A 25553-nucleotide genomic window follows, 5' to 3' on the forward strand; every position below is an offset into this window, starting at 1 on the left:
GTCATTTCACTTGTCGTTCCCCCTTATCCGAAAAGCCTCTTATCGTATGAGCCAGTCCATTATATTGAAGCCCGTGATGCAATGGTCCGGCCCCTTGCGTCGAAAAGTAAACGCTCAGCCACAATTTGGAGCGTGGCTGGAAGAGCAAGCCCAACACCCTGTCACCCCCGCATTGATTACGCAATGGTATAGGACTTTGCTGCCCGAGCCCGATAATGATCGTCTGGCACAAGTGCGCCAGGCCTTGCGCCAACTGCGCGAACGGGTCTTTCTGGTGCTGATGATCCGCGATATCAATGGCTTGGCGCCCCTGGATGAAGTCATGCAGGCCATGAGCAGCCTGGCTGATCTGGCCGTGGCACAAGCCTATGAAACCGTGGCCCGGCAACTGGCTGACGTACACGGTATTCCTAAAAACTCGGAAACCGGCCTGCCCCAAGAGATGATTATTTTGGGTATGGGCAAGCTGGGCGGGGGAGAATTAAACGTTTCCTCGGACATTGACCTGATCATGCTCTACGACGAGGACGGCGAAACCGATGGTCGCCGCCCCCTGAGCTATCACGAGTTTTACGGCAAAGTAACCCAGCGCATGATGCCCGTGTTGTCCGATACGGATGCCTTCGGCCAGGTGTTTCGCACCGACTTGCGTCTGCGTCCGGACGGTGATTCGGGGCCGCTGGCCTGGAGCATGCAGGCCCTGGAAAACTATCTGGTCAATCAAGGCCGGGAGTGGGAACGCTATGCCTGGATCAAGGCGCGCCCCATCAAGGCCCAGGCCTTTGAAGGCAGCCGTAGCGCTGGCGATATACATCACTTCGAAGCGCTGCGTACCCCTTTTGTGTACCGCAAATATTTTGACTTTGATGCCCTGTCCGCCCTGCGCGGCCTGCGCGAGCGCATCCGTCAGGACTGGACACGCCGCGCCCTGAACCGCAATGGCGTGGAGACCTGGCACAACATCAAGCTGGGGGATGGCGGGATTCGAGAAATTGAATTTGTAGTCCAGCTCAATCAACTGATACGTGGTGGACGACAGCCTTCCCTGCAAACAACCAGCCTGCACAAGGCTCTGCGCGGTCAATGCGCAGCCGGTCTGCTGGACCAGGAGGTCTGCGACAAGCTACTGGCCGCCTATACCTTCTTGCGACGTGTCGAACACCGTCTGCAGTATCGCGAAGACGAACAAACCCATTTGCTGCCCCAGGACGAGGAGCTGCGCACCGAGCTGGCCGCCACCTTGGGCCTGAGCCTGGCCGATTTCGACGAGCAGCTAGGCCAGCACAGAAAGTTTGTGTCGCATACCTTCCGCAATGCCTTCCGTCTAGCGGGTATGGGGGAAGAAGCCAGTGCCGAGCCTCCTGTAGCGGCAGCCCCCACCCTCGAAGTCAACAGCGCCGAGCAAGATCAGGCTTTGCGGGAACGCATCGAACAATTGCGTCAGGCACTTTTGAACAGCCATCGCCTGCGCAGCCTGCCCAATGCCAGCCTGGATCGCGTACAACGCTTGATCCCCTTGGCTGAGGACTACGCCTACCGCTCCGAAAACCCGGAAATGACAGCGACACGGCTCTTCAACCTGATCGAGCTGATCGCCCAACGCAGTGCTTATCTGGCTTTGCTGGCTGAATACCCCGATACGCTGGCCCGCGTCGCCCGTATTGTCTCAGCCAGCCCTTGGGCCGCCCAGTATCTGGCTCAATACCCGCTCCTGCTGGACAGCCTGATCGAATGGCATTCGCTAATGGAAATTCCGGACTTTGCGGCCCTGTCCGAGCAAATGTGCCGCGACCTGGACGCCTGCCGTCTGCCCGATGGCCAGGCCGATGTCGAACAGCAAATGAACATGATGCGCGACTGGCAGCACCAGATCACCTTCCAATTACTGGCTCAGGACCTGGAAGGCGTGCTGACGGTGGAGGCCTTGGCCGACCAGCTCTCGGCCCTGGCCGACATGATGCTGGCCGAGACGCTGGAGCGTACCTGGCCTCTGACGCGCCCCCGCAGCCTGGGCCCTGAACACGACACCCCGCCCCGCTTTGCCGTCATCGCCTACGGCAAGCTGGGCGGCAAGGAAATTGGCTACGCCTCGGACCTGGATCTGGTGTTTCTCTATGACGACCCCAGCCAGGACAATGTGGAGCGCTACATCAAACTGGCTCGCCGCATGACCAGCTGGTTGTCGGCCATGACCTCCTCCGGTCGTCTCTACGATATTGACCTGCGTTTGCGCCCGGATGGCGATGCCGGTTTACTGGCCGTCAGTGTGGATGCCTTCGAGCAGTATCAAACCCGTAGCGCCTGGTCCTGGGAGCATCAAGCCATTACCCGTGCCCGTTTTGTGACCGGGGATGCCCAGATCAAGGAACGCTTCGATGAAATCCGCCGCTCCATCTTGTTGATGGAACGTGACCGTCGCAAACTGCGCGCAGACATTCTGGACATGCGAGACAAGATCAGTGCCGGGCACCCCAACCGCAGCGAGCTGTTTGATTTGAAGCACGACCGTGGCGGCATGGTGGATGTGGAGTTCATCACCCAATATCTGGTGCTGTGCCATAGCCGAGAGCATCCCAAGCTGCTGGAGAACCTGGGCAACATCGCCTTGCTGGGCATTGCCGCGCAAGCGGGCCTGATTGCGGTTGACCATGCTCAGGAAGTTGCCGATGCCTACCGTGCCCTGCGCCGTCGTCAGCACGCATTACGTCTGGAAGGGGCGGAAAAAGCCCGTGTCCCGCAGACCGAACTAACTCAGGAACGGCAGGCCGTGACGCGACTATGGGACGAGGTCCTGGGGTACTAAGGCAACAGATTGATTTCACTAAACTTTGCCAAGAATCTACAATAGTCGCATTGATTTATTGTGCGACCGACTCGGGACGCCCTTTTTCTCGGATTCAGATTCATGTCCACTCAGCTCAATCGTCCAGTTTTAACCATGCCGGAAAAGCGCGAGAAATTGCTGCTGCACTCCTGCTGCGCCCCCTGTTCGGGCGAGGTGATGGAGGCCTTGCACGCCTCGGGGATTGAATACACCGTTTTCTTCTACAACCCCAATATCCATCCGGTGCGCGAATATGAACTGCGCAAGCAGGAAAACATCCGCTTTGCCGAACAGCACGGTATCGAATTTATTGATGCCGACTACGACGTGGATAACTGGTTTGAACGCGTACGCGGTCTGGAACACGCCCCCGAGCGCGGCGAGCGTTGTACGGTCTGCTTTGACATGCGCTTTGAGCGCACAGCCCTCTACGCCCATGAAAATGGCTACGACATCATCTCCAGCGTCCTGGGTATCTCGCGCTGGAAAGACATGAACCAGATCAACGACTGCGGCGAGCGCGCCGCAGCCCGTTATCCGGAGATGAAATACTGGACCTACAACTGGCGCAAAGGTGGCGGCTCGCAACGCATGCTGGAGATCAGCAAGCGCGAGAACTTCTATCAGCAGGAATATTGCGGCTGCGTGTACTCGCTGCGCGACACCAACCGCCACCGCCGCTCGCAAGGCCGCCCTCGTGTCGAGATCGGTGTGAAGTTCTACGGCAAAGATGAGCTGGACCTGACTCCGCCCCCAGCACCGGCGCAAAAGAACGCATAAGCGAGGCCTGAACGGTCGTCCTGGCGGACTTAGCACACCTGGCTGAAACAGCCTCTGCTTGACAGTTGTCCCTTATACGAACAGTGCATCGATAAGCCCCACCAGGATTCTGAATAGCTTTGTCTTTGCCAAAACCCAAGTGGGTGGCACAGATCACAGGTAAAGCAACCCAAGCTTGAAACAATCCGTCGAGCCAAAGAAAAAGCGCCTTGGTTGCCCAAGGCGCTTTTTTTACTGCCGTTTCAACTAAGGCTTACTGCATGCGCTGGTCCGCTCTACTGCTCAACGCTCACCAGCACAGCAGTAATCAGAGCCTGCTCATTACTGGATACTGCGGGTGAACGTAAACTCGCCGTCCTTCCAGTCCACAGGCACCACATCTTTAGGACCAAAGCGACCTTCCAGAATCAGACGTGCCACCGGGTTCTCAATGTGCTGCTGGATAGCACGTTTCAACGGACGTGCACCAAACACAGGATCAAACCCGGCCTTGGCCAACTGCGCCAAAGCAGCCTCGCTGACTTCCAGATGCATGTCACGTTGAGCCAGACGCTGATCCAGACGCTCAAGCTGGATACGAGCAATGGACTCGATGTGTTCTGCTTCCAGACCGTGGAATACCACCACTTCGTCGATACGGTTCAGGAACTCGGGGCGGAAATGCTGTTTCACTTCTTCCCACACCACTTCCTTGATCACATCGTAAGGCTCGCCCGACAAACGCTGAATATGCTGCGAACCCAGGTTCGAGGTCATGATGATCACCGTATTGCGGAAGTCCACCGTACGGCCCTGACCATCGGTCAAACGGCCATCGTCCAGCACCTGCAAGAGCACGTTAAAGACGTCGGGGTGTGCTTTCTCGACCTCATCCAGCAAAATCACCGAATAAGGTTTGCGACGCACGGCCTCGGTCAGGTAACCGCCCTCTTCATAGCCCACGTAGCCGGGAGGCGCCCCGATCAAACGAGCCACCGAGTGTTTCTCCATGAATTCGCTCATGTCGATACGAATCATGTGATCCTCGGAATCAAAGAGGAAGTTGGCCAATGCCTTGGTCAGTTCGGTCTTACCCACACCGGTTGGCCCCAGGAACAGGAAGGAACCATAAGGGCGGGAAGGATCAGACAGACCGGCACGCGAGCGACGGATGGCATCCGACACCAAACGTACGGCTTCACCTTGGCCGACCACACGCTTGTGCAAGTAGTCTTCCATCTGCAAGAGTTTTTCACGCTCGCCCTGCATCATCTTGGACACAGGAATACCGGTTGCGCGCGAAACCACTTCCGCGATTTCCTCGGCACCAACCTGTGTACGCAACAAGCGAGGCTTGTCCTGATCAGCCTTGTCCATATTGGCTTCAGCCGCTTTCAGGCGCTCTTCCAGTTCGGGCAGCTTGCCGTATTGAAGCTCGGCCAACTTGTCGAACTGGCCCTTGCGTTGCAGCTCGGCCATTTCGGCACGCACTTTCTCGATTTCCTCTTTAACGACTTGCGAGCCCTGAACTGCCGCTTTTTCGGCTTTCCAGATCTCTTCGTAGTCGTTGTACTCACGCTGCAGCTTCTCCATCTCGTCATTGATGGCCTGCAAACGGCGCTGAGAGGCTTCGTCCGTGTCCTTGATGACGGCTTCACGCTCAATCTTCAACTGAATGATGCGGCGATCCAGCTTGTCCATGACCTCGGGCTTGGAGTCGATCTCCATGCGGATACGGGCCGCGGCCTCGTCGATCAGGTCAATGGCCTTATCGGGCAGGAAACGGTCCGTAATGTAACGCTGCGATAGCTCGGCCGCAGCCACAATGGCCGGGTCGGTAATCGCCACACCGTGGTGCAGCTCGTAGCGCTCCTGCAAACCACGGAGAATCGCAATGGTGGACTCCATGTCCGGTTCGTTAACCAGCACTTTCTGGAAACGACGCTCCAGAGCCGCGTCTTTCTCGATGTACTGGCGATACTCGTTCAGCGTAGTAGCACCGATACAGTGCAGCTCGCCGCGCGACAAGGCGGGTTTGAGCATATTGCCGGCATCCATGGCACCTTCGGCCTTACCGGCGCCCACCATGGTGTGCAACTCGTCAATAAAGACAATGGTTTTGCCATCGTCCTTGGACAGCTCTTTCAAGACGGCTTTCAGACGCTCTTCAAATTCGCCACGGTACTTGGCACCTGCCAGCAAGGCAGCCAGGTCCAGCACCAGAACGCGCTTGCCCTTCAGGGTTTCGGGCACTTCGTTGTTCACGATACGCTGCGCCAAGCCTTCCACAATGGCGGTCTTACCTACACCAGGCTCACCAATCAACACGGGGTTGTTCTTGGTGCGACGCTGCAGAATCTGGATAGTGCGACGAATTTCGTCGTCACGGCCAATCACCGGGTCCAGCTTGCCCAGACGGGCATGCTCGGTCAGGTCAGTGGTGTACTTGTCCAGCGCCTCACGGTTGCTATCACCTTCGGCATCATTCACATTGGCACCACCGCGTACGGCCTCGATGGCCGCTTCCAAGGCACGGCGCTGCAAGCCGGCATCGCGCAAGGCACGACCGGTTTCGCCTTTGTCGTCAGCCAGGGCCAGCAGGAACAACTCGCTGGCGATATAGGTATCACCGCGCTGGGCGGCTTCCTTGTCGGTTTTGGCCAAAGCGGCTTGCAGAGCCGAGCTGAGCTGCTGCTGACCTTCCGCCCCTTGTACCTTGGGCAGATTGGAGATCAGGCGGTTAAGCTCGTTTTCCAGACGGGGAATGGCGACGCCCGCACGAGCCAGCAAGCTGCCAGTGCCGGAATCGGCATCGGCCAGCAAGGCGACCAGTACGTGGGCGGGTTCCAGATAGGGGTTGTCTTCGCGAACAGCCAGGCTCTGCGCATCGGCTAGAGCCTGTTGAAACTTCGTTGTCAATTTATCGATTCGCATAGAATTTTCACTTGAGAAAATATGCGATAAGCTAAAGCAAACAGTTACTAAATACTGCTCGCTCAGATCTCGCAACAAATAACAGGATGAATTGAAGATAAGGCCAAAAACCAAGTATTCAAGTGTTTGGATCGCTTTTAAACAACAACCTGGCAAGAGCAGTCTGACCGCGCTGTACCCGGCATGGGCAGCCGCTTCCCGCATGGCGCAGCTCTTAAGAACTAAACATATTAAGGATTAGCGGGAATACCAACCAATAAAAAGCTACAATTACACTTGATTTGACTCAAAGATTTAGCGTTTCGCCATCTGACATTATTCCTTATGCAAAAACGTATCTCGGTTACCGCTGACTCCATACGCTGCTCCAGCTGTATGCTCAATGAGGTATGTCTACCTCTTGGGATGCCTAAGCATGAAATGGAGCGGTTGGACGAATTAGTCAAGGAGCGCATCCGCATCCCCAAGGGCGGCGTGCTGTTTCGACTGGCCGACTCAGTCGAAGGAATCTATGGTCTGCGCTCTGGTTCGATCAAGATGCAGCTGGAAGATTCCACCGGCCACATCCAGATTACGGGCTTTTTATTACCAGGAGAAATCCTTGGCATGGATAGCCTGGTTGAAAACCGCCATGTCTCCCATGCCATCGCCCTGGAAGACAGCGAAGTCTGTGTGATCCGCCTTGATGATCTGGACCGCCTGTCGGCCCAACTGCCTATCTTGCAACAACAATTCCGTCGCTTGATGAGCAAGGAAATCAACCGCGCCCATCAACTGATGATGACCTTGGCCGGACTGCGTTCCGAGCAGCGCCTGGCCGCCTTCTTGCTGAACCTGTCCCAGCGCCTGTCGCTGCTTGGCTACTCCCCTTACGAATTCATTCTGCGCATGAGCCGCGAAGAAATCGGTAACTTCCTGGGCCTGACACTGGAAACGGTCAGCCGCCTGTTCTCGCGTTTTGCGCGCGAAGGTCTGCTGAAAATCTCTCAGCGTGAAGTCCACTTGCTGGATCTGGCCGCCCTGCGCACTCTGGCAGGCACGGAGTGCGATTAAATCCCCTAGCTGGCTCCTTGCCTTTACCTGGTATTGCCTAGGGCTTACGCAAGGCTCTGAACGTCTCTAGGGCCTGCTGCATCACTCCCCAGCGCCAAGCGCGTACAAAAAAAGCACATGCAAATTGCATGTGCTTTTTTGTCGTTTGGCGCTTGTCGAAATCAGTCCAGACTATCTGCCGGTTCAGCCAGTACCGCTGGCGAACCAGAGGACATATACAGGCTAAGCGTACAAGCCACCGCAGCGGCCACCCAGAACAGAAAAAACGCCACCGTGTAAAAGGTCAGTCGATCTACTTGCATATGTCCAAGCACAACGATGTCCAACGGGTCTACCAAAGCAAACACAATTGCACTCAGTACCCCAGCGACCAGGAATGAAGGCCACAGTATCCACATCAACGATCGGATGGTCATTCGTACCCCCTTCTTGAACGGAAACATACTTCTCTCAACCCTAGCGTAACGGTGTATCAACTACTTTTAGCGCTGCTCGCGGGCAGGCTCGCCTTTGGTGACGACCAGACCGTGCTTGACGCCGCCGTCCGTCACTCCCTGATTACTGAAGTTCTGGAACGCCAGCACAATGGTAATGACGCAGCCCACGATAGCCAGAGCCGGGCCGGCCATCAACAACCAGGGCCACGGTTCACGCCACCAGGGTCCACTGTCCTTTGATTCGTCCATGTTTTGCTCTTTATAAAGTTACTGAGGAATATAGAAACTACTGCGTTCATTCACGTAGGTCTTGCGGCCGCCTTCATGCTCGCCGACTGCCTGAATGGAAATATCATACAGGCCTGGCTTGGCACTACTAATTGGGACTTGCACCACGACAGGCAACAATCTATTGCCTGCAGGGGCCACATGAATGTGATCCTGGCCGTTCTCGGTCAAGTGAATGCGTGCACCTTCCAGACCTGTTACGGACAACTGCAACTCCATCGCCTCTTCCGAGGTATTGATGACTTGCAGACGGAACACGTTTTCGATCATGCCGCCAGGCACTTCACGGCCCAGAGCACCACGGTCACGAATCACGTCCACACGCATCGGGGTACGGGTTGCCAGGGTGTAGACGAAGGCACCGCAAATGACGGCCAGAATCAGGATATAAGACAGCACGCGCGGGCGCAGCATGCGACGTCGCACCTGCGATTGCGTCAGGCGCTCTTTAATGGCGCGCTCCGAGGTGTAGCGGATCAGGCCCTTCTCATAGCCCATCTTGTCCATGACCTGGTCACAGACGTCCACACAGGCGCCACAGCCAATACACATGTATTGCAGGCCATCACGAATATCAATACCGGTCGGACAGACCTGAACACAGAGGCTGCAGTCCACACAGTCACCCATACCGGCTTCTTTATGGTCAATCTTGCGAGATCGACCACCGCGGGTTTCACCACGCACAAAGTCGTAGGTCACCACAAAGGTATCGCTGTCCACCATGGCACTTTGGAAACGTGCGTAGGGGCACATGTACTTACAGACGGCTTCGCGCATGAAACCGGCGTTACCCCAGGTGGCAAAGGCGTAGAACAAGAGCCAGAACCACTGCCAAGGGCCCAGAGACAGGGCGATCAGCTCGCCACCCAGTTCGCGGATAGGAGCAAAGTAGCCGATAAAGGTAAAGCCGGTCCACAAAGCAATCACAATCCACAGGAAGTGCTTGGTCGCTTTGAGACGCAATTTACGGGCGTTCCAGGCTTGCTCATCCAAGCGGATACGCGCCAGACGGTCCCCTTCCACCTTGCGCTCAACCCACATGAAGATCTCGGTGTAGACCGTCTGCGGACAGGCATAGCCACAGAACAAGCGTCCGGCCATGGCGGTGAAAAGGAATAAGGAGAAGGCAGATATCAGGAGCAGCACCGTCAGGTAAATAACGTCCTGGGGCCACAAAATCATGCCAAAGATGTAGAACTTGCGTTCCAGCAGGTCAAACAGCACGGCCTGACGGCCATGCCATTCCAACCAGGGCAGACCATAGAAAATGATCTGCGTGAAATACACCATCCAGATCCGCCAGCGGGCGAATACGCCCTTGACGGATCGTGGATAGATTTTGCTGCGTACATCGACCAGAGCCTTCTCGACTTGCGGAGAGGTTCCACCCGCTCCCTTGGTGTTACGTGGAGGTTGCCACTTGGGCACAGTTCCCTGCGCGTTATCAGCGCTGGGTTGGGAAGAATCACTACTCATTGCAAGTCCTGAAGGCGTCAGATCAATTTAAAACACATTAGTTAGCCTGGGCAGGCTCGGCATTGTTCGACAAGCCCCAGACCCAACCCGCCAGCAAACGAATCTGCTCAGGAGTCAAAGTGGCTTTCTGAGCCGGCATCTGGTTGGTACGGCCCTGCAAGACGGTCTGAACGATGGTGGCTTCGGAGCTGCCATACAACCAGTAATCGTCCGTCAGATCAGGAGCGCCCAACAAGGTGTTGCCCTTGGCATCCGCACCGTGACAGGCAAAACATGCGCTGTCATAGACACGCTTACCAGCCACCAGACGCAGAGGATCTGCAGCCAGGCCGGACAAGGAACGCACATACTGAGCCACGTCGGAGGCTTGAGCGGGGGTGAATTGCGCTTGTGGCGGCATCATCCCGGTACGACCTTCGGTAATGGTGTGCAGAATCTGCTCGGGCTCGCCACCCCACAACCAGGCTTTATTGGCCAGGTTAGGGAAGCTGGGAGAACCCTGCGCATCAGAGCCGTGACACTGGGCGCAGTTGTTCAGAAACAGGCGCTGACCAATTTCGCGGGCTTCCTGATCGCGAGCGATCTCTTCAATAGGCATTTCGCGGTAACGGGCGTACACAGGCTCCAGGCGAGCATTAATCTCGGCCTGTTGCTGCTTGACCTGCTGGCCGGAACTAAACCCCAATGTGCCCTTGAAACTGCCCAGGCCGGGATACAGCACCAGGTAACCCAAGGCAAACACACACAAACCGATGTACATCACGGTCCACCAGCGAGGCACCGGCGTGTTCAGCTCGGTCAGGTCACCATCCCAGACGTGGCCGGTTTCTTCCACATCGACCGTCTTGCCCAGAAATGCACGCTGAGTAAATAACAGCCACAAACAAAATATGATGCCTAACAAGGCGATGCCGGCAATCCAGAGGCTCCAGCCATTATTAAAAAAGTCACTCATTCGGAACCCCCAGGGTTTTTATCGTTGCATCCCTCGTCGGGCAAGGCGAAAGGCAGAAGCGCGGCTTCTTCGTTGGCCTGGCGGCGTCCCCGAGAGAACGCCCACCAGCAAATGCCAAGGAAGGTCGCCATCGCCAAAGCAGTCATAACACCGTTGATGATGGCTAGCATTTAGTGGCTCCCCTGCTCCACAGCCCTAGCAGCTGCGTCGCGACTGGCTACGCCCAGGCCCTGCAAGTAAGCAACCACCGCATCTTCTTCGGTCTTGCCTACCAGCTCCTGAGGAGCAGCATCAATTTGTTCCTGCGTGTAGGGGACACCCAACGTACGCAATACCTTCATGCGATCCTGAATGTTTTCACCTTCGACCGAGTTTTTCTGCAGCCATGGGTAGGCGGGCATATTGGACTCTTTCACCACGTTACGTGGGTTGCGCAGGTGAATGCGGTGCCATTCGTCGCTGTAGCGCTGACCAACACGGGCCAGGTCAGGACCAGTACGCTTGGAACCCCACAGGAAGGGGTAGTCATAGACAGACTCCCCAGCCAGCGAGTAAGGACCATAACGCTGCACTTCGGACTGCAGCATACGAATCTGCTGCGAGTGACAGCCCACACAACCCTCACGGATGTAGATGTCACGTCCCATCAGTCGCAAAGGCTCGTATGGCTCAATACCTTCAGTGGGCTGGGTCGTCGAGTGTTGAAAGAACAAGGGCACAATCTGAACCAGACCTGCGAACGAGATCACCAAGATGCTCAGGATGATCAACAACCCGGTATTTTTCTCGATCGTGGCGTGTGAAAAGCGCTTTTTAGTGTCATTAGCCATGATTTACTCCTTAGGCCAGCACAGGGGTTGGCCCCACCAGGGCTGGATCGCGGGCGTCTGGGTTCTTGAGGGGCACAACAGGGTTGATGCCTTTCTCGCCTGCACGGATGGTCAGGAACACGTTCCAGGACATCAGCAAGATGCCGGCCACAAAGAAGGCGCCGCCCAAAGCACGGATTGCGTAAAAGGGGTAAGTAGCTTTCACGACTTCCACAAAGCTGTACGTCAAGGTGCCATCAACACCGGTAGCACGCCACATCAAACCTTGCATCACACCGGCAATCCACATCGCGGCGATATACAGCACCACACCCAGGGTAGCCAGCCAGAAGTGCAGGTCGATCAGACGAGGACGAGCCATTTCAGTACGGCCGTACAGACGGGGAATCAGGTAGTACAGAGAACCGAAGGTAATCATGGCAACCCAGCCCAACGCGCCGGAATGCACGTGACCAATGGTCCAGTCGGTGTAGTGCGACAGCGCGTTCACCGTACGGATAGCCATCATGGAGCCTTCAAAGGTGGACATACCGTAGAAGGACAGAGCCACAACCATGAACTTCAGGATCGCGTCAGTACGCAGCTTGTGCCAGGCACCCGACAAAGTCATGATGCCGTTGATCATGCCGCCCCAGGAGGGAGCCAGCAGAATCAGGGAGAAAGTCATGCCCAGGGACTGAGTCCAGTCTGGCAAGGAGGTGTACAGCAAGTGGTGAGGACCTGCCCACATGTACGTAAAGCCCAGAGCCCAGAAGTGAACGATGGACAAACGGTAGGAGTAGATGGGGCGGTTGGCCTGTTTGGGGATGAAGTAGTACATCATGCCCAGGAAGGACGTGGTCAGGAAAAAGCCCACGGCGTTATGGCCGTACCACCACTGCACCATGGCGTCCTGCACACCGGCGTAGGCCGAGTAGGACTTCATGAAGCTGACTGGCAGTTCCAGGTTATTGAAAATGTGCAGTACAGCGATGGTAACGATGTAGGAGCCAAAGAACCAGTTGGCCACATAAATGTGACGCACACGGCGCTTGACGATCGTGCCAAAGAACACAATGGCGTAAGCCACCCAGACCAGCGTGATCAGGATGTCAATCGGCCATTCCAGTTCGGCGTACTCTTTGGAGCTGGTGTAACCCATAGGCAGGGTAATGACCGCGGCCACCAGCACGGCTTGCCAACCCCAGAAGGTGAAGGCTGCCAGCTTGTCGCAGAACAAACGGGCCTGACAGGTACGCTGCACGACATAGTAGGATGTCGCGAACAAGCCGGTGCCACCAAAGGCAAAAATCACAGCGTTCGTATGCAGTGGACGCAGACGTCCAAAACTAAGCCACGGTGTGTCGAAATTGAGTTCTGGCCAAATCAACTGCAAGGCAATAAAAAGGCCTATTGCCATGCCGATGACGCCCCAAAATACGGTCATGATGGCGAACTGCCTCACAATCCCGTAATTGAAGACTTCGGCGTTATTTCCGACTGCATCGGAAGTGCCCATTTGCTTCCCCTAAACAAACATTGTTAATACAAGCGACAACAAGCTACATCATCCAGCAAGTCGGTAATCTGCTACTTGATGCTTATCAAAAAACTTCGGAAAGCACGCGCTCGCGCGTGTTTCCGCCCCGCAGACTGTGTGTCGCCGACCATTTGCAGGGCTAAAAAACAAAAAAATTGGAAGGTATCAGGAATCGGGTGGACGCTCTGCTCCCGACAAACCCGCTGTGGAGTCGTCGTCCAGCAAGATGGAATCAGCCGCATTGCCCGTATCTTCAAACTGGCCAGCAAAAATGGCCCACCAGAAAGAGACGCCGATAACAATGACCAGGAAAATGGAGATGGGGATCAGGACCAGCAAAGAGCCAAACATATCAGCCCTGCCTTGCTGCTGGACCGGGCCACTGAGCCGGCACCTCGCGGGTGCGGCTGCGATAGATGCGCCAGGAGTTGGCCGCCACGGCCAAAGAGGACACCAGCATGCTGACGGCGGCCAGCCAGGGAGCCACAATGCCCAAGGCCGCCAAAGGAGTCATGAGCAAGTGCCAGACAATCGAACCGTACAGGTTTTGACGGGCGATGCGGCCGGTTTGCTGGGTCAGTTGTACAACTTCAAATTCATTCTTGGCAGGTCGGGCCAGCAAACCGGCATGCGCCGAAGCGACGGCCGAAGGCACCGACATGGACATGGCACAGGGACAGCTCATGACCAGCATGGCAACCACAACGGGAACGACATGCGAAGGGTCCATCCAGTACCAGACCAGACCAAATGCGGCGGCCAATACCAGCTGAATGCTGACAAACCAGAATGCCAGAGTATTGGCATGACCTGTCACAGACTGGCGAAAGCGTTCGATCAGGTCATGGGATGCGGACTGCGTCACCGACTGGCGCGCGCAAAGCTCCAGATAACGGGCAGTCAGCAAAAAGGCCACGAACATCGTGACCGAGTCGTAGTACACCTCACCCTGCTGGATCCAGGTGTTGTACACGCTAGGCAGGAAGGCACCCACAATACCCAAGGCCACCGGCACATCCATGCCTACACGACCTTCGGACAAGCTTTTGACAGCCCCTTTCAGGATGGGCCAGGCACAGTACAGCACGACAGGCATGGTCAAGCACAGACCCGCCCAGTTCATGAGCACAATGACTTGCGAGAGGGATTCAATGTCTTCAGCGCGGGTGCTGAAGGAGCGCATATAACCGGGGAAAGCAAACATCATCACCTGCATGGCAGCCAGCCAGGACAGGCCCAAACGGGCTAATGTGTGTCGTCGACGCGACCGCTGCTCGTCGGTGAGGGGCTTTGGAAGAGAAAAAATCGAATATGCGCGCATGGAAGGACTATAAGCCACTGATATTTCTTCATTCTTGATTTAAATCAATACGACTTTGCTTCGATCCTATATCGTTGTCCTTATGCATCTTGTTCAGGCCGTTACCCCCCCAACGCGGCGCTAACTGTTCAATGCTTTCAAGGCTGCTTATTGGCAGCCTTTTTTTTATTCCATCCGCAACACAGGACAAGGATTTCGCACTGCTTGTGCGTCCCTTGCGCGGCCAAAGTCTACCACGCCTTTTCCCTATGAGAATGCCTTGATTATCAAGACTTTTCATGACGAAATAATGTAGCGCTGTGAATGCAAATCAATCCACGCAAACGTGCACCTTGAATTGAAGAACAGGCAGGTCTGACCACCCGCTTTACAAGCCTTTTCGGGCTTGTTTCCGCTCCCTCTTTCCATACTTTCAAAGTCTGTTCAAAACAGCTGCCACCAAATATCAAGCCTTCAAATTTGATATTTGAAATATGTAGTTTTTAAGCAAAAAAGTGTGCCAATAAAAAAGCAGCCCACCGACTGGAGCGTACGGTGGGCTGCCTGCAACCAGAGAAGGGGCTATCTACCCTTCCCTGTCCTGCTTATGCCTCGGAGGGCGCAAACTGCTCGGCTTCTGTGGAGCCGGCCAGTGCGGTCGTCGAGGACTTACCGGCTTCAACTGTCTGAGTGACAGCATCAAAGTAGCCTGTACCCACTTCGCGCTGGTGTTTCACAGCGGTAAAGCCCAGGGGTGCAGCGGCGAACTCTTTTTCCTGCAGTTGAACGAAGGCGCTCATCTGGTTGCGGGCGTAGCCGTGGGCCAGCTCGAACATGCCGTAGTTCAGTGCGTGGAAACCAGCCAGAGTGATGAACTGGAACTTGTAGCCCATGGCACCCAGCTCGCGCTGGAACTTGGCAATCGTGGCGTCGTCCAGGTTCTTCTTCCAGTTGAACGATGGCGAGCAGTTGTAGGACAGCAGCTTGCCAGGGAACTGACGGTGGATGGCTTCCGCGAAGCGGCGGGCATACTCCAGATCCGGTGTGGAGGTTTCGCACCAGACCAGGTCGGCGTAAGGAGCGTAGGCCAGACCACGGGCAATGGCTTGATCCAGACCGGCACGGGTGCGGTAGAAGCCTTCCACCGTACGCTCATCCAGAATGAAGGGGCGATCGTACTCGTCCACATCGCTGGTGATCAGGTCCGCTGCATCCGCATCAGTGCGGGCAACCAGAATGGTGGGAACGTCCAGAACGTCAGCAGCCAGACGAGCAGCCACCAGCTTGGAGATGGCCTCACGAGTTGGCACCAGCACTTTGCCACCCAAGTGACCACACTTCTTGGCCGAAGCCAGCTGGTCCTCGAAGTGAACGCCAGCAGCGCCAGCCACAATCATGGCCTTCATCAGTTCAAATGCGTTCAGCACGCCACCGAAACCGGCTTCCGCGTCGGCCACGATAGGAGCGAAGTAATCCACGTAGCCTTCGTCACCCGGGTTCACCCCTTCCATCCACTGGATCTGATCACAGCGGGCCAGGGAGTTGTTGATGCGACGCACCACGGATGGCACCGAGTTGACGGGGTACAGCGACTGGTCAGGGTACATTTCGCCAGCGCTGTTAGCGTCGCCAGCCACTTGCCAACCCGACAGGTAAATCGCTTTCAAACCGGCCTTGACCTGTTGCATGGCCTGGTTACCCGTCAGGGCGCCCAGTGCGTTCACAAAGGGTTCCTGATTGATGGACTGCCACAGACGCTCAGCACCACGGCGAGCCAGGGTGTGCTCCTCAACCAGAGAACCACGCAAACGAATCACTTCCTCAGCGGTGTAACCACGCTTGATACCTTGCCAGCGTGGGTCTTCTGCCCAGCGTTTTTGCAAATTGCGGATCTCAGTTTCTCGAGCATTCATGGTGAACTCCTAAGATGGATTTAACAGTGAACAAGATGACTACAGTCTACCCAAATGCTGCACTGCATCCATGTTTTCTATCTTATATAAGAGTAAATATTTTTCTTTTAAAAATCATATAGATATATAATTAATTTCGAGATATGAAATGACTTACCTGTTTGTGAAATGAAAATCTGTGCGGCGCGCAAGCCGTTTTTTGCATACTGAGACAAGGATTTCACAATGTGGGATAATCGCCTTTATACCGCCCGGTGAGCGCCTGCTCGCTGCACCGGTTTCCCGTTTTATTTCTGCAGCACCCGTCAATGAGCAACAACTCCCCTCTTAAAGACTCGCCTCTTGGGCACGATGTGGTTTATCCCACACAGTACGACCCCAGTGTCCTGTTTGGTATTGAGCGCTCCCTGAACCGCCAGGCGCTTCAGCTTCCCGAGCAATGGCATGGCGCCGATATCTGGAACGGTTACGAGATCTCCTGGCTCAATCCCAAAGGCAAGCCTGTCGTCGCACTGGCGCGCTTTGTTATTCCCTGGAATAGCCCACGCATCATCGAGTCCAAATCCTTCAAGCTTTATCTGAACTCGTTCAATGATGAAGTGGTGGAAGATGTGGCCAGCCTTGTGCAGCGCATGGAGCAAGACTTGAGCGCGGTTGCCGGTGCCGCTGTCAATGTGACGCTGATTCCGCTCAAGGCCTTGAACGGCCAGCCTATCCGTCAGCTCGAAGGCCATTGCATTGATGAGCTGGACATCAGCATTCAGGACTACACGCCACAAAGCGGCTTGCTGCAATGCCTGCCAGATGCCCCCATCGTGACCGAATCCCTGGTTTCTGATTTGCTCAAGTCCAATTGCCCCGTTACCGGCCAGCCCGACTGGGGTAGTGTGCAAGTACGCTATACCGGCCCGCAGATTGATCCGGCTTCCTTGTTGCGCTATATCGTCTCACTGCGCCGGCATACCGAGTTCCACGAACATTGTGTAGAACGCCTCTACAGCGATATCCAGCAAAGCTGCCAGCCCGAGCGTTTGCTGGTGTACGCGCGTTATACCCGCCGCGGTGGCCTGGACATCAATCCCTGGCGCAGCAGCCACGCGGATAGCGTGGACGAACCTCGCCTGGCGCGTCAGTGATCTCTATATAAAGCCAGCTAGAGATGTTTGAACCAGGAGGGCCAATACGCCTTTCTGGATTCAAGGTGCCAAACTCCGCAGCAAGACGCAGCCAGGGCAAGAAAAAACCCCAAAAACTTGACAGGTTTTTGGGGTTCTCTTTTAGGGCTTTCCAAGTAGCCATGAATAGCTTCAAGCCAATCAGGATTTGGCCGCACGGCTTACGGTAGAAGCCACATACACCGCCAGGCCAGCCGCAGTCCAATACCCGATGGCTGCGCCGTACCAGGGAGCCTGGGTCAAACCCACGTCCAGCAGCAAACCAAAGCCCACTGGTGCCAGGGAAGAACCTACGTCCATGCCCGAGTACACCAGGCCATACACTGCGCCGGTAGACCCTTTGGGAGTGACACGACGTATCAGCATGTCCCGCGATGGCGAGGCAATACCCGAGCAAAAGCCAGCCGCGCCCACCACGAACAAGGCCAGCGAAGGCATGACCCAACCTGCCCCCAGTACCAGCAACAAAGCGCCCGATACGCAAAGGGACACAAACACAATCAATTCAGAACGTGGTGTCGTGGAAGCAATAAAGCCACCCACAAACATGCCCGCTGCCGAGGCCAGCATGAAACCGGACAAAGCCGTACCCGCCGTCACCTTATCAATGCCATAGGTGTTATGCAGCATAGGAATGGTGTAGTTCTGCACCACGGCCATCGCTGCCGTAGCAAAGGCAAAGAACAGGAAGGCACCCCACAGGGAAGGACGGGACAGCAAAGTAGATAGCGTCGTCCAAACCGATTCTTTGCTCTGTGGACGTGCAGGCGCTGTTCCCGAGGCTGTACGTCCCGCCAAGGCATCCCGGTTGATCAGGACTAGCACCAGAATAGCCGCAATCAGGGCTGCCGCCGACAGCACGGCAACACGCCAGTTAAAGTAAATAGTCAGCGTGGTGATAAAGACCGGCGTCAGGGCCCAGCCCAGATTCCCAGTCAAACCGTGTGCGCTAAAAGCGTGGCCCAAACGAGCCGGGCTGACACGATGATTCAGGATGGAGTAATCCACCGGGTGGAACACGGCATTGCCCACGCCACCGATCAAGGCAGCCGCCAACAGCATTCCATAGCCATTGGCCGTCCCGATCAGCAAGGCCGCCACCACAAAACAGGACAGACCCACTTTCAGGACCGGCAAGGCGCCGATGCGGTCAACCAGAAAACCGGAAGAGGCCTGCCCAAAACAGGACACCAGATAAAAGGTGGTCACCAGACCACCCAAGGTCAGGAAGTCGTAACCGAACTCTTGGCCCAGGGAAATATACAGTGTGGGCAGAATCAGCTGAAAGAAGTGCGAACTGGCGTGGGCGATACCAATAACGCCAATAACCCGCCAGTCCTGTGAACCGTCAGGCCCCGCCCCATCCAGCGTCGTTGTTGATGAATTAGCCATTTAACTTAAAGCTGCTTTTTCTTGATTTCCGGCCAGGCCTTCTGCAAGTAATAGCACATGGACCAGACCGTCAGGACTGCAGCGACAATAATCAGGGCTTGCCCAATGATCCGTGTCGGCAGGCCCATGACAGGCGACCAGTACAGCAGACAAGGAATGGCAACCATTTGCGCCGCAGTCTTGAATTTACCCAAGCGGTGAACAGCCACACTACCACTGGCACCAATCTTGGCCATCCATTCCCGCAATGCCGAAATGGTGATTTCGCGGCCAATAATAATCAGGGCGATAAAGGCGTCCACACGGCCCAGATCCAGCAAGACCAGCAAAGCGGCACTGACCATGAGTTTGTCCGCAACCGGGTCCAGGAAGGCCCCGAATGAGGACGTCTGGTTCCAGCGGCGAGCCAGCCAGCCGTCAAACCAGTCCGTTGCGGCGGCCACGATAAACACCGAAGCGGCCCACAGATCGCGTGTTTCCATGCTCAGCCAATTCGCTGGCAGATAAAACAGGGCGACGATCAAGGGGATCAGAACGATGCGAAGCCACGTCAGGGCTATGGGCAGATTAAAAGGCATAGCTTGGATACCAACCTAATTTAAAACAAAGGCTCTCGCCTATCGTAAAGCATGATAAATGCGTTCGGCCAGTTCAGTGGATATTCCATCAACCGCACTAAGCTCATCAATACTTGCGTCCGCAACGCCACTAAAACCACCAAAGCGAGCCAGCAGACGCTGACGCCGTTTGGCGCCAATCCCGTCAATATCTTCCAGGCGTGACACATTGCGCGTTTTGGCACGTTGGGCACGCATGCCCGTAATGGCAAAACGGTGCGCTTCGTCACGCACCTGAGCGACCAGCATCAGTGCCGCCGACTCCACACCCAAAGCCACAGGCGGGCGATCATCGGCAAATACCAGGGTTTCCAGACCTACTTTACGCTTTTCACCCTTGGCAACGCCGACCAGGACGTGAATATCCAGGCCCAGTTCCACAAAAACCTGGCGGGCAATTTCCACCTGCCCCTTGCCACCGTCGATCAACACAATGTCGGGCAAAGGCGCCAAACCTTCGGCAACCCGCGAGAAACGTCGGTTCAGCACTTGGCGCATGGCCGCATAATCATCGCCGGGCGTGATGCCTGCAATGTTGTAGCGGCGATAAAGCGAGTTCTGCATCTCGTGGTGTTTATAAACCACACACGAGGCTTGGGTGGCCTCCCCTGCTGTATGGCTGATATCGAAACATTCGATGTGCAGGGTATCAAGCTGGGCCTCATCCAGGTCCAGTTGCAGGGCTTCGGCCAGGGCTCGGGTACGGTCAGCGCGAGCGGTGGATTCGCTCAGCACACGGGCCAAGGCCAGGCCGGCATTCTTGGTGGCCTGCTCCAGCCAGATCTTGCGTACCCCTTGGGGGCGCACCACCACACGCGCCTTCACACCGGTTTGCTCAGCCAGCAATGGCATCAGGTCTGCATCGGGCAAAGCGTGCGAACAGACCAGAACCGGCGGCATGCGGCGCTCCAGATAGTGCTGGGCGATAAACGCGGCCAGCACATCGCTAGGGGTGTCATCGTTGATTTGGGTGGGGAAGAAAGCACGGTCACCCAAGTGACGGCCGCCACGCACCATGGCCAGGTTCACACAGAACTTACCACCGGCGTTCAGCACCACAATAATGTCTACGTCTTCCTTGCCTACCTGCTCCATGCTTTGCTGCTGCAGTACGGCGGACAGGGCTTTCATCTGGTCGCGCAAAATCGCTGCCTGCTCGAAATCCAGCGAGTCCGAAGCCTGCATCATGCGCTCTTGCAGCTCGCCCAGAATTTCAGAGGTATTCCCGTCCAGAAAGCTGATGGCGCGCTGCACATCCAGCTGATACTGCTCGGGCGCGATCAAGTTCACACAGGGGGCCGAACAGCGCCCGATCTGATGCAGCAAACAGGGACGGCTGCGGTTGGCGTACACGCTGTCTTCACAGGTCCGCAAACGAAACACCCGTTGCAGGATCTGAATGGTTTCACGCACTGCCCAGGAGTTGGGATAAGGGCCGAAAAAATGCCCTTTTCCGCTGGTACTGCCCCGGTAATAGGCAATACGCGGCGCCTGGTGGGCGCTGATCATCAGGTAGGGGTAGGACTTGTCGTCCCGGAAAAGAATGTTGTAGCGCGGCCGCAGGCGCTTGATAAGGTTGTTTTCCAGCAGCAAGGCCTCGGCCTCGCTGCGGGTAACGGTTACCTCGATGCGCGCGACGCGCGCCACCATATGGGCAATACGGGGACTGCTCAGCGTTTTCTGGAAGTACGAGCTGACACGGCGCTTGAGATCACGCGCCTTGCCCACATACAGTACCTCGCCCTGTTCGTCGATGTGCCGGTACACGCCCGGCAGATTCGGCAAATCAGACAGATAGGATTTTAGATTGAAGTCCGCGGGCATATTGATAGTGTTCATCCGCTTGCAAAGCGTCCCAATCCAGGGCTGGCGTCGTCGGCATCAAACGACGAATGCGGTTTTGCGATTCCTCGGAAATCGTGAAATCCAGGCGCGAGAGCAAGTCGTCGGCCAGATCAGGACGATTGCATACCAGCACCATGTCGCAACCGGCCCCCAAGGCGGCCTGAGCACGTGCCAGGATATCGCCCACGACAGTGGCGCCTTCCATGGTCAGGTCGTCGGAAAAAATCACGCCGTCATAAGCCAGGGCCTTGCGCAGCACACGCTGAATCCAGTATGACGAAAAGCCGGCTGGCAGCGGGTCCACTTTGGAATAAATCACGTGAGCAGGCATCACCGAAGGTAGCTGCAAGGTGCCCAGCCAGCCGTAAGGAGCAGCATCCTCGTCCAGAATCTCTTCCAGCGTACGATCGTCAACGGGAATCTCGTGATGCGAATCTGCCTCTACACCGCCATGGCCAGGAAAGTGCTTGCCGCAGGCAGCCATACCGGCCTTGTTCAAACCACGGATCAAGCCGGCTGCCAACATGGAGACGGCACGGGGATTACGGTGGAAAGAGCGATCACCAATCACCTTGCTGACACCCCAGTCCAGATCCAGTACCGGCGTAAAGCTCATGTCCACGCCGCAAGCGCGCAGCTCGGCCGCCAGCACATAGCCCGTATCGGCGGCAACAGCAGCGGCCTTGACCGCATCGCGCGTCCACAGTTGACCCAACTGGCTCATGGCGGGCAGCGTGGTAAAGCCATCCTCGCGGAAACGCTGTACCCGGCCCCCCTCATGGTCCACGGCGATCAGCAATGGCTCATCTCGCGCTTCGTGAATGGACTGGCACAGGGCGGTCAGCTGAGCACGATTTTCAAAGTTGCGGCTGAACAGGATCACGCCACCGACCAGAGGGTGGCGCAGGCGCTCACGCTCCTGATCCGTCAGGACCATGCCCTGCACGTCCACCATGACCGGGCCCGGAGGCAGTACTGCTTGCGAGGAAGAACTCATTTAGTATCAGACTCAGCTAAGGATAAGGAAGGAATGGCAGGCGCTTTGGCTTCCAGTACCACAAAGGCCATGGCCATATCGGATTCATCTGTCAGGGAAATATGAACGGCCCCGAAGCGGGCGTCAAACCAGTCTTGCAAATCAGCAGACAGGCGCACTACCGGGCGGCCACCAGGCGCGTTCAAAGTTTGCATGCGTGACCAGGCCATAGGCATGCGCATGCCCAGCCCCACCGCTTTGGAAAAAGCTTCCTTGGCTGCGAAACGGGTGGCCAGATAGCGCAGGCCGCGCACCGGGTCGCGTGCCTGACGGCGGGCATAGACCTCTCGCTCCTGCTCGCCCAGAATGCGCTTTACAAAGCGATCACCATGGCGAGCCAAGGCGCGCTCGATCCGCTCGATACGGATCAGGTCGGTGCCGATGCCGGCAATCAAACCGGACGGTATTGGGGGCATGATGTCATCAGAAAAAATACTGCAAAAGCGGCCTGAGCCGCCTACCAGCTTGCAATGATACCGTGAGAGCGCGGAATACAAAAACGGCCCTGCCAGAGCAGAGCCGTTTTTTTGACGTCAATCCGCCAGACTTAGAACGCGCGCTTGTCGATCACACGTTTGGCTTTGCCCGTCACAGTACGCTCGACCATGCCGGAGGACTGCACACGAATTCGTGCGCTGACACCGATAAAGGTCTTGATGGAGTGGCTCAGACGACGGGCCATTTGCTCGCGCTCGGCGTCGTTCAGGTGATTGAACTCGGGACGCACTTCAACCAGAATTTCCAGTTCGTCCATATTGCCGTTACGGCTCAATACCAACTGATACTGGGCGGCCAGCTCGGGCATCTTCAGAACCAGTTCTTCGACCTGGGTCGGGAACAGGTTCACGCCACGCACAATGACCATATCGTCGCTGCGGCCCGTAATCTTGCCAATACGGCGCATGCTGCGCGAAGTGGGCGGCAACAGTTGTGTCAGGTCGCGAGTGCGGTAGCGAATGACGGGCATGGCTTCCTTGCTCAGCGAGGTAAAGACCAGTTCACCACTTTCACCCTCAGCCACAGGCTCGCCGGTTTCAGGATTGATGATTTCGGGGTAGAAATGGTCTTCCCATACCACTGGGCCGTCCTTGCTTTCCACACACTCCATGGCCACGCCCGGGCCCATCACTTCGGACAGACCGTAGATGTCCACGGCGTCGATGCCAGCGCGCTGCTCAATATCCAGACGCATCTGGCCGGTCCAGGGCTCGGCACCAAAAATACCGATACGCAAGGAGGTATCGCGGGGGTCCATGCCCTGGCGCTCGATCTCTTCGACGATATTGCAGAAGTACGAAGGGGTAACCAGAATCACGTCGGGACGGAAATCCTGAATCAGCTGAACTTGTTTTTCAGTCTGACCACCGGACATGGGAACCACGGTACAACCCAGACGCTCGGCACCGTAGTGCGCACCCAGACCGCCAGTGAACAGGCCGTAGCCGTAAGCCACGTGGGCAATATCACCGGGGCGGGCACCGGCCGCCCACATGGAACGGGCAAACAGATCGGCCCAGGTGGAGATGTCATTGGCGGTGTAGCCCACCACGGTTGGCTTGCCCGTGGTGCCACTGGAAGCGTGCACGCGTGCCACCTGTTCACGGGGAACCGCAAACATCTTGAAGGGGTAGTTGTCACGCAGGTCCTGCTTGGTCGTGAAAGGGAACTTGGAAATGTCCGACAACTGCTTCAAATCGTCGGGGTGCACGCCCGCTTCGTCAAATTTCTGCCGATAGTGCGGCACATTCTCGTAAGCATGCTTTAGCGTCCATTTCAGACGCTCCAGCTGCAAGTTGCGGATTTCGTCAACACTTGCATGCTCAATGGCATCGCGGCCAACCTGTTCTTTAATTGCTGTCATGGTGTACTCCTGCCCTGCCGCTGGTGTGGTACTTCCGACCCCCCCGGGTCTACAGGGTATGTATCGTCAAAAAATTATTTTTTTTCAATCCCGCCCAGTACCGTGCCATTCAGCCGGTACGAGCGCCCACGGAACAAGGCAACGCGCTTGTTGTTCTGGTTGACCACCTCGATGTCATACACCCCGGTGCGACCGGCCAGGGAGGCCTCGACCGCACGAGCGGTCAGGACGTCCCCTTCAAAGGCAGGAGCCAGGTAATCGATAGTGCAGCCGGACGCAACAGTCGGTGCATTGCGAGAATTGCAGGCAAACGCAAAGGTGCTGTCAGCCAACGCAAAAATGAAACCACCGTGACAGGTCTTGTGCCCGTTGAGCATGTCGGCGCGCACCGTCATACTCATGTCGGCCTTGCCCGGTGCCACGCTATCCAGGCTCAGGCCCAAAGCCTGAGATGCCTGGTCATTGCCATACATATGGTCACTGACCTGCTCGGCCAGTGCTTGTGGGTCTTCAACAGCCATTGCGTTGCTTTGCATTACTTTCCTTTAAATTGGGGGGCACGCTTGCCCAGGAATGCATTAACACCCTCGCGGTAATCCTCGGATGCACCCAGTTCACGCATCAAGTCGCGCTCCAGATCCAACTGTTGATCAAGCGAATGGGCATCACTGGCATAAATCGCTTTCTTGGCGTAAGCCAGACCTTTGGTCGGTGCCTGCGCAAAATGGGCAGCCAGTTCGTTCAGGCGAGCCTGGAAAGCGTCATCGTCCACGCATTCCCAGATCAGGCCCCACTGCGCTGCCTGCTCGGCCGAGAGCTTGTCACCCAGCAAAGACAGGCCCATCGCGCGTGCCGTGCCCACCAGACGAGGCAGGAAGAAGGTACCGCCAGTGTCAGGCAGCAAGCCCAGGCGGCAGAATGGCTGGATGAAGCTGGCCGAACGAGTGGCGATCACGATGTCGCCGGCCAGAGCCAGGTTCGCGCCAGCACCGGCGGCCACACCATTGACACCCACCACCACAGGGGCCGCCAGCGCACGCAGACGGCGCACCAGCGGTGCGTAGAATTTTTCAATGGTGGCACCCAGATCCACGGGGGCATCGCCCGCGCTCATCTGACGCTCGGACAGGTCCTGGCCGGCGCAAAAGCCACGGCCATTACCGGTCAGAATCAGCACACGCAGATCCGCGCACTGTTCTACTTTATCCAGAGCCTGAGCCAGCTCGCCGTGCATATCGGCCGTGAAGCTGTTGAGCTTGTCGGGACGATTCAAGGTAATGCGTGCTACGCCATTTTCCAGCTGAAATTGAATACTTTGGTCAGTCACCTGGCCACC

Annotated in this window: 23 protein-coding genes; 4 read left to right on the top strand and 19 right to left on the bottom strand. The window is 56.4% G+C overall.

Going from position 1 to position 25553, the window contains the following annotated elements:
• Positions 1-46: 46 nt before the first annotated feature.
• Positions 47-2803: a bifunctional [glutamate--ammonia ligase]-adenylyl-L-tyrosine phosphorylase/[glutamate--ammonia-ligase] adenylyltransferase gene (gene glnE, locus NBV64_RS11905; protein ID WP_009455935.1), complete on the top strand. Its 2757-nt coding sequence runs from the start codon at positions 47-49 to the stop codon at positions 2801-2803.
• A 102-nt stretch (positions 2804-2905) separates the two neighbouring features.
• Positions 2906-3604, top strand: a complete 699-nt coding sequence (locus NBV64_RS11910) for an epoxyqueuosine reductase QueH (protein ID WP_009455936.1) — start codon at positions 2906-2908, stop codon at positions 3602-3604.
• A gap of 321 nt (positions 3605-3925) precedes the next feature.
• Here NBV64_RS11910 and clpB read toward each other — a convergent pair whose 3' ends face one another.
• Complete coding sequence (gene clpB / locus NBV64_RS11915; protein ID WP_250755860.1) at positions 3926-6517, bottom strand: ATP-dependent chaperone ClpB; 2592 nt, start codon at positions 6515-6517, stop codon at positions 3926-3928.
• Between the two features lie 324 nt (positions 6518-6841).
• Here clpB and NBV64_RS11920 point away from each other — a divergent pair, with 324 nt between their 5' ends.
• Positions 6842-7570 carry a helix-turn-helix domain-containing protein gene (locus NBV64_RS11920; protein WP_009455938.1) on the top strand — a complete coding sequence of 243 codons (729 nt, stop codon included), beginning with the start codon at positions 6842-6844 and terminating at the stop codon, positions 7568-7570.
• A gap of 161 nt (positions 7571-7731) precedes the next feature.
• Here the strand turns inward: NBV64_RS11920 and NBV64_RS11925 are convergent, their stop codons facing one another.
• The 10 genes from NBV64_RS11925 to aceA all read right to left on the bottom strand — a co-directional run bounded on the left by NBV64_RS11925 (position 7732) and on the right by aceA (position 16291).
• A complete protein-coding gene (locus NBV64_RS11925; protein ID WP_022983138.1) occupies positions 7732-7986 on the bottom strand; it encodes a hypothetical protein in 255 nt (84 codons plus the stop codon).
• Positions 7987-8052: 66 nt separating this feature from the next.
• Positions 8053-8256, bottom strand: a complete 204-nt coding sequence (locus NBV64_RS11930) for a FixH family protein (protein ID WP_250755861.1) — start codon at positions 8254-8256, stop codon at positions 8053-8055.
• An 18-nt stretch (positions 8257-8274) separates the two neighbouring features.
• Positions 8275-9774, bottom strand: a complete 1500-nt coding sequence (gene ccoG, locus NBV64_RS11935) for a cytochrome c oxidase accessory protein CcoG (protein WP_009455943.1) — start codon at positions 9772-9774, stop codon at positions 8275-8277.
• Between the two features lie 37 nt (positions 9775-9811).
• Entirely contained in the window at positions 9812-10729 is a 918-nt protein-coding gene (gene ccoP, locus NBV64_RS11940; RefSeq protein WP_250755862.1) for a cytochrome-c oxidase, cbb3-type subunit III, read from the bottom strand.
• Positions 10726-10899 carry a CcoQ/FixQ family Cbb3-type cytochrome c oxidase assembly chaperone gene (locus NBV64_RS11945; protein ID WP_009455945.1) on the bottom strand — a complete coding sequence of 58 codons (174 nt, stop codon included), beginning with the start codon at positions 10897-10899 and terminating at the stop codon, positions 10726-10728. The genes ccoP and NBV64_RS11945 overlap by 4 nt, the downstream gene beginning before the upstream one ends.
• Positions 10900-11559 carry a cytochrome-c oxidase, cbb3-type subunit II gene (ccoO, locus tag NBV64_RS11950; protein ID WP_009455946.1) on the bottom strand — a complete coding sequence of 220 codons (660 nt, stop codon included), beginning with the start codon at positions 11557-11559 and terminating at the stop codon, positions 10900-10902.
• A 10-nt stretch (positions 11560-11569) separates the two neighbouring features.
• On the bottom strand, positions 11570-13057 hold the full coding sequence (ccoN, locus tag NBV64_RS11955) for a cytochrome-c oxidase, cbb3-type subunit I (protein ID WP_021446465.1): 1488 nt from the start codon (positions 13055-13057) through the stop codon (positions 11570-11572).
• 186 nt (positions 13058-13243) lie between these two features.
• Positions 13244-13429 (bottom strand): cbb3-type cytochrome oxidase assembly protein CcoS, encoded by a 186-nt coding sequence (ccoS, locus tag NBV64_RS11960; RefSeq protein ID WP_009455947.1) that lies wholly within the window; start codon positions 13427-13429, stop codon positions 13244-13246.
• Position 13430: 1 nt separating this feature from the next.
• On the bottom strand, positions 13431-14399 hold the full coding sequence (locus NBV64_RS11965) for a hypothetical protein (RefSeq protein WP_250757238.1): 969 nt from the start codon (positions 14397-14399) through the stop codon (positions 13431-13433).
• 584 nt (positions 14400-14983) lie between these two features.
• Positions 14984-16291: an isocitrate lyase gene (aceA, locus tag NBV64_RS11970; RefSeq protein WP_009455950.1), complete on the bottom strand. Its 1308-nt coding sequence runs from the start codon at positions 16289-16291 to the stop codon at positions 14984-14986.
• A 308-nt stretch (positions 16292-16599) separates the two neighbouring features.
• Here aceA and queF point away from each other — a divergent pair, with 308 nt between their 5' ends.
• On the top strand, positions 16600-17427 hold the full coding sequence (gene queF / locus NBV64_RS11975) for an NADPH-dependent 7-cyano-7-deazaguanine reductase QueF (RefSeq protein ID WP_250755863.1): 828 nt from the start codon (positions 16600-16602) through the stop codon (positions 17425-17427).
• A gap of 180 nt (positions 17428-17607) precedes the next feature.
• Here queF and NBV64_RS11980 read toward each other — a convergent pair whose 3' ends face one another.
• From NBV64_RS11980 to paaG, 8 genes are all read right to left on the bottom strand, one after another.
• The gene (locus NBV64_RS11980; RefSeq protein ID WP_031231865.1) at positions 17608-18858 is read right to left on the bottom strand and encodes an MFS transporter; all 1251 of its coding nucleotides are present in this window, start codon (positions 18856-18858) and stop codon (positions 17608-17610) included.
• A 5-nt stretch (positions 18859-18863) separates the two neighbouring features.
• Positions 18864-19436 (bottom strand): CDP-diacylglycerol--glycerol-3-phosphate 3-phosphatidyltransferase, encoded by a 573-nt coding sequence (pgsA, locus tag NBV64_RS11985; protein WP_009455960.1) that lies wholly within the window; start codon positions 19434-19436, stop codon positions 18864-18866.
• 39 nt (positions 19437-19475) lie between these two features.
• Positions 19476-21299: an excinuclease ABC subunit UvrC gene (uvrC, locus tag NBV64_RS11990; protein WP_250757239.1), complete on the bottom strand. Its 1824-nt coding sequence runs from the start codon at positions 21297-21299 to the stop codon at positions 19476-19478.
• Positions 21262-22317 (bottom strand): beta-N-acetylhexosaminidase, encoded by a 1056-nt coding sequence (gene nagZ / locus NBV64_RS11995; RefSeq protein WP_009455966.1) that lies wholly within the window; start codon positions 22315-22317, stop codon positions 21262-21264. Before nagZ ends, uvrC begins: the two co-directional genes overlap by 38 nt.
• Positions 22314-22772 (bottom strand): holo-ACP synthase, encoded by a 459-nt coding sequence (acpS, locus tag NBV64_RS12000; protein WP_060185274.1) that lies wholly within the window; start codon positions 22770-22772, stop codon positions 22314-22316. The genes nagZ and acpS overlap by 4 nt, the downstream gene beginning before the upstream one ends.
• Positions 22773-22903: 131 nt before the next feature.
• Positions 22904-24217 (bottom strand): phenylacetate--CoA ligase PaaK, encoded by a 1314-nt coding sequence (gene paaK, locus NBV64_RS12005; RefSeq protein WP_009455971.1) that lies wholly within the window; start codon positions 24215-24217, stop codon positions 22904-22906.
• Between the two features lie 74 nt (positions 24218-24291).
• Positions 24292-24753, bottom strand: coding sequence for a hydroxyphenylacetyl-CoA thioesterase PaaI (paaI, locus tag NBV64_RS12010; RefSeq protein WP_009455979.1), 462 nt, complete (start codon positions 24751-24753; stop codon positions 24292-24294).
• Positions 24753-25544: a 2-(1,2-epoxy-1,2-dihydrophenyl)acetyl-CoA isomerase PaaG gene (gene paaG / locus NBV64_RS12015; RefSeq protein WP_009455980.1), complete on the bottom strand. Its 792-nt coding sequence runs from the start codon at positions 25542-25544 to the stop codon at positions 24753-24755. Before paaG ends, paaI begins: the two co-directional genes overlap by 1 nt.
• Positions 25545-25553: the final 9 nt, after the last annotated feature.

The organism is Alcaligenes sp. DN25, assembly GCF_023674485.1.
Classification (GTDB): Bacteria; Pseudomonadota; Gammaproteobacteria; order Burkholderiales; family Burkholderiaceae_B; genus Alcaligenes; species Alcaligenes phenolicus.

What these genes read in the sequence shown, in the direction of transcription:
- nagZ (WP_009455966.1), bottom strand. Translation starts at nt 22,317, where the DNA reads ATGAGTTCTTCCTCGCAAGCAGTACTGCCTCCGGGCCCGGTCATGGTG.
- ccoP (WP_250755862.1), bottom strand. Translation starts at nt 10,729, where the DNA reads ATGAGTGACTTTTTTAATAATGGCTGGAGCCTCTGGATTGCCGGCATC.
- uvrC (WP_250757239.1), bottom strand. Translation starts at nt 21,299, where the DNA reads ATGCCCGCGGACTTCAATCTAAAATCCTATCTGTCTGATTTGCCGAAT.
- clpB (WP_250755860.1), bottom strand. Translation starts at nt 6,517, where the DNA reads ATGCGAATCGATAAATTGACAACGAAGTTTCAACAGGCTCTAGCCGAT.
- NBV64_RS11945 (WP_009455945.1), bottom strand. Translation starts at nt 10,899, where the DNA reads ATGCTAGCCATCATCAACGGTGTTATGACTGCTTTGGCGATGGCGACC.
- NBV64_RS11920 (WP_009455938.1), top strand. Translation starts at nt 6,842, where the DNA reads ATGCAAAAACGTATCTCGGTTACCGCTGACTCCATACGCTGCTCCAGC.
- ccoS (WP_009455947.1), bottom strand. Translation starts at nt 13,429, where the DNA reads ATGTTTGGCTCTTTGCTGGTCCTGATCCCCATCTCCATTTTCCTGGTC.
- NBV64_RS11980 (WP_031231865.1), bottom strand. Translation starts at nt 18,858, where the DNA reads ATGGCTAATTCATCAACAACGACGCTGGATGGGGCGGGGCCTGACGGT.
- NBV64_RS11930 (WP_250755861.1), bottom strand. Translation starts at nt 8,256, where the DNA reads ATGGACGAATCAAAGGACAGTGGACCCTGGTGGCGTGAACCGTGGCCC.
- paaK (WP_009455971.1), bottom strand. Translation starts at nt 24,217, where the DNA reads ATGACAGCAATTAAAGAACAGGTTGGCCGCGATGCCATTGAGCATGCA.
- ccoN (WP_021446465.1), bottom strand. Translation starts at nt 13,057, where the DNA reads ATGGGCACTTCCGATGCAGTCGGAAATAACGCCGAAGTCTTCAATTAC.
- ccoO (WP_009455946.1), bottom strand. Translation starts at nt 11,559, where the DNA reads ATGGCTAATGACACTAAAAAGCGCTTTTCACACGCCACGATCGAGAAA.
- NBV64_RS11925 (WP_022983138.1), bottom strand. Translation starts at nt 7,986, where the DNA reads ATGACCATCCGATCGTTGATGTGGATACTGTGGCCTTCATTCCTGGTC.
- ccoG (WP_009455943.1), bottom strand. Translation starts at nt 9,774, where the DNA reads ATGAGTAGTGATTCTTCCCAACCCAGCGCTGATAACGCGCAGGGAACT.
- paaI (WP_009455979.1), bottom strand. Translation starts at nt 24,753, where the DNA reads ATGCAAAGCAACGCAATGGCTGTTGAAGACCCACAAGCACTGGCCGAG.
- acpS (WP_060185274.1), bottom strand. Translation starts at nt 22,772, where the DNA reads ATGCCCCCAATACCGTCCGGTTTGATTGCCGGCATCGGCACCGACCTG.
- NBV64_RS11910 (WP_009455936.1), top strand. Translation starts at nt 2,906, where the DNA reads ATGTCCACTCAGCTCAATCGTCCAGTTTTAACCATGCCGGAAAAGCGC.
- glnE (WP_009455935.1), top strand. Translation starts at nt 47, where the DNA reads ATGAGCCAGTCCATTATATTGAAGCCCGTGATGCAATGGTCCGGCCCC.
- NBV64_RS11965 (WP_250757238.1), bottom strand. Translation starts at nt 14,399, where the DNA reads ATGCGCGCATATTCGATTTTTTCTCTTCCAAAGCCCCTCACCGACGAG.
- pgsA (WP_009455960.1), bottom strand. Translation starts at nt 19,436, where the DNA reads ATGCCTTTTAATCTGCCCATAGCCCTGACGTGGCTTCGCATCGTTCTG.
- aceA (WP_009455950.1), bottom strand. Translation starts at nt 16,291, where the DNA reads ATGAATGCTCGAGAAACTGAGATCCGCAATTTGCAAAAACGCTGGGCA.
- queF (WP_250755863.1), top strand. Translation starts at nt 16,600, where the DNA reads ATGAGCAACAACTCCCCTCTTAAAGACTCGCCTCTTGGGCACGATGTG.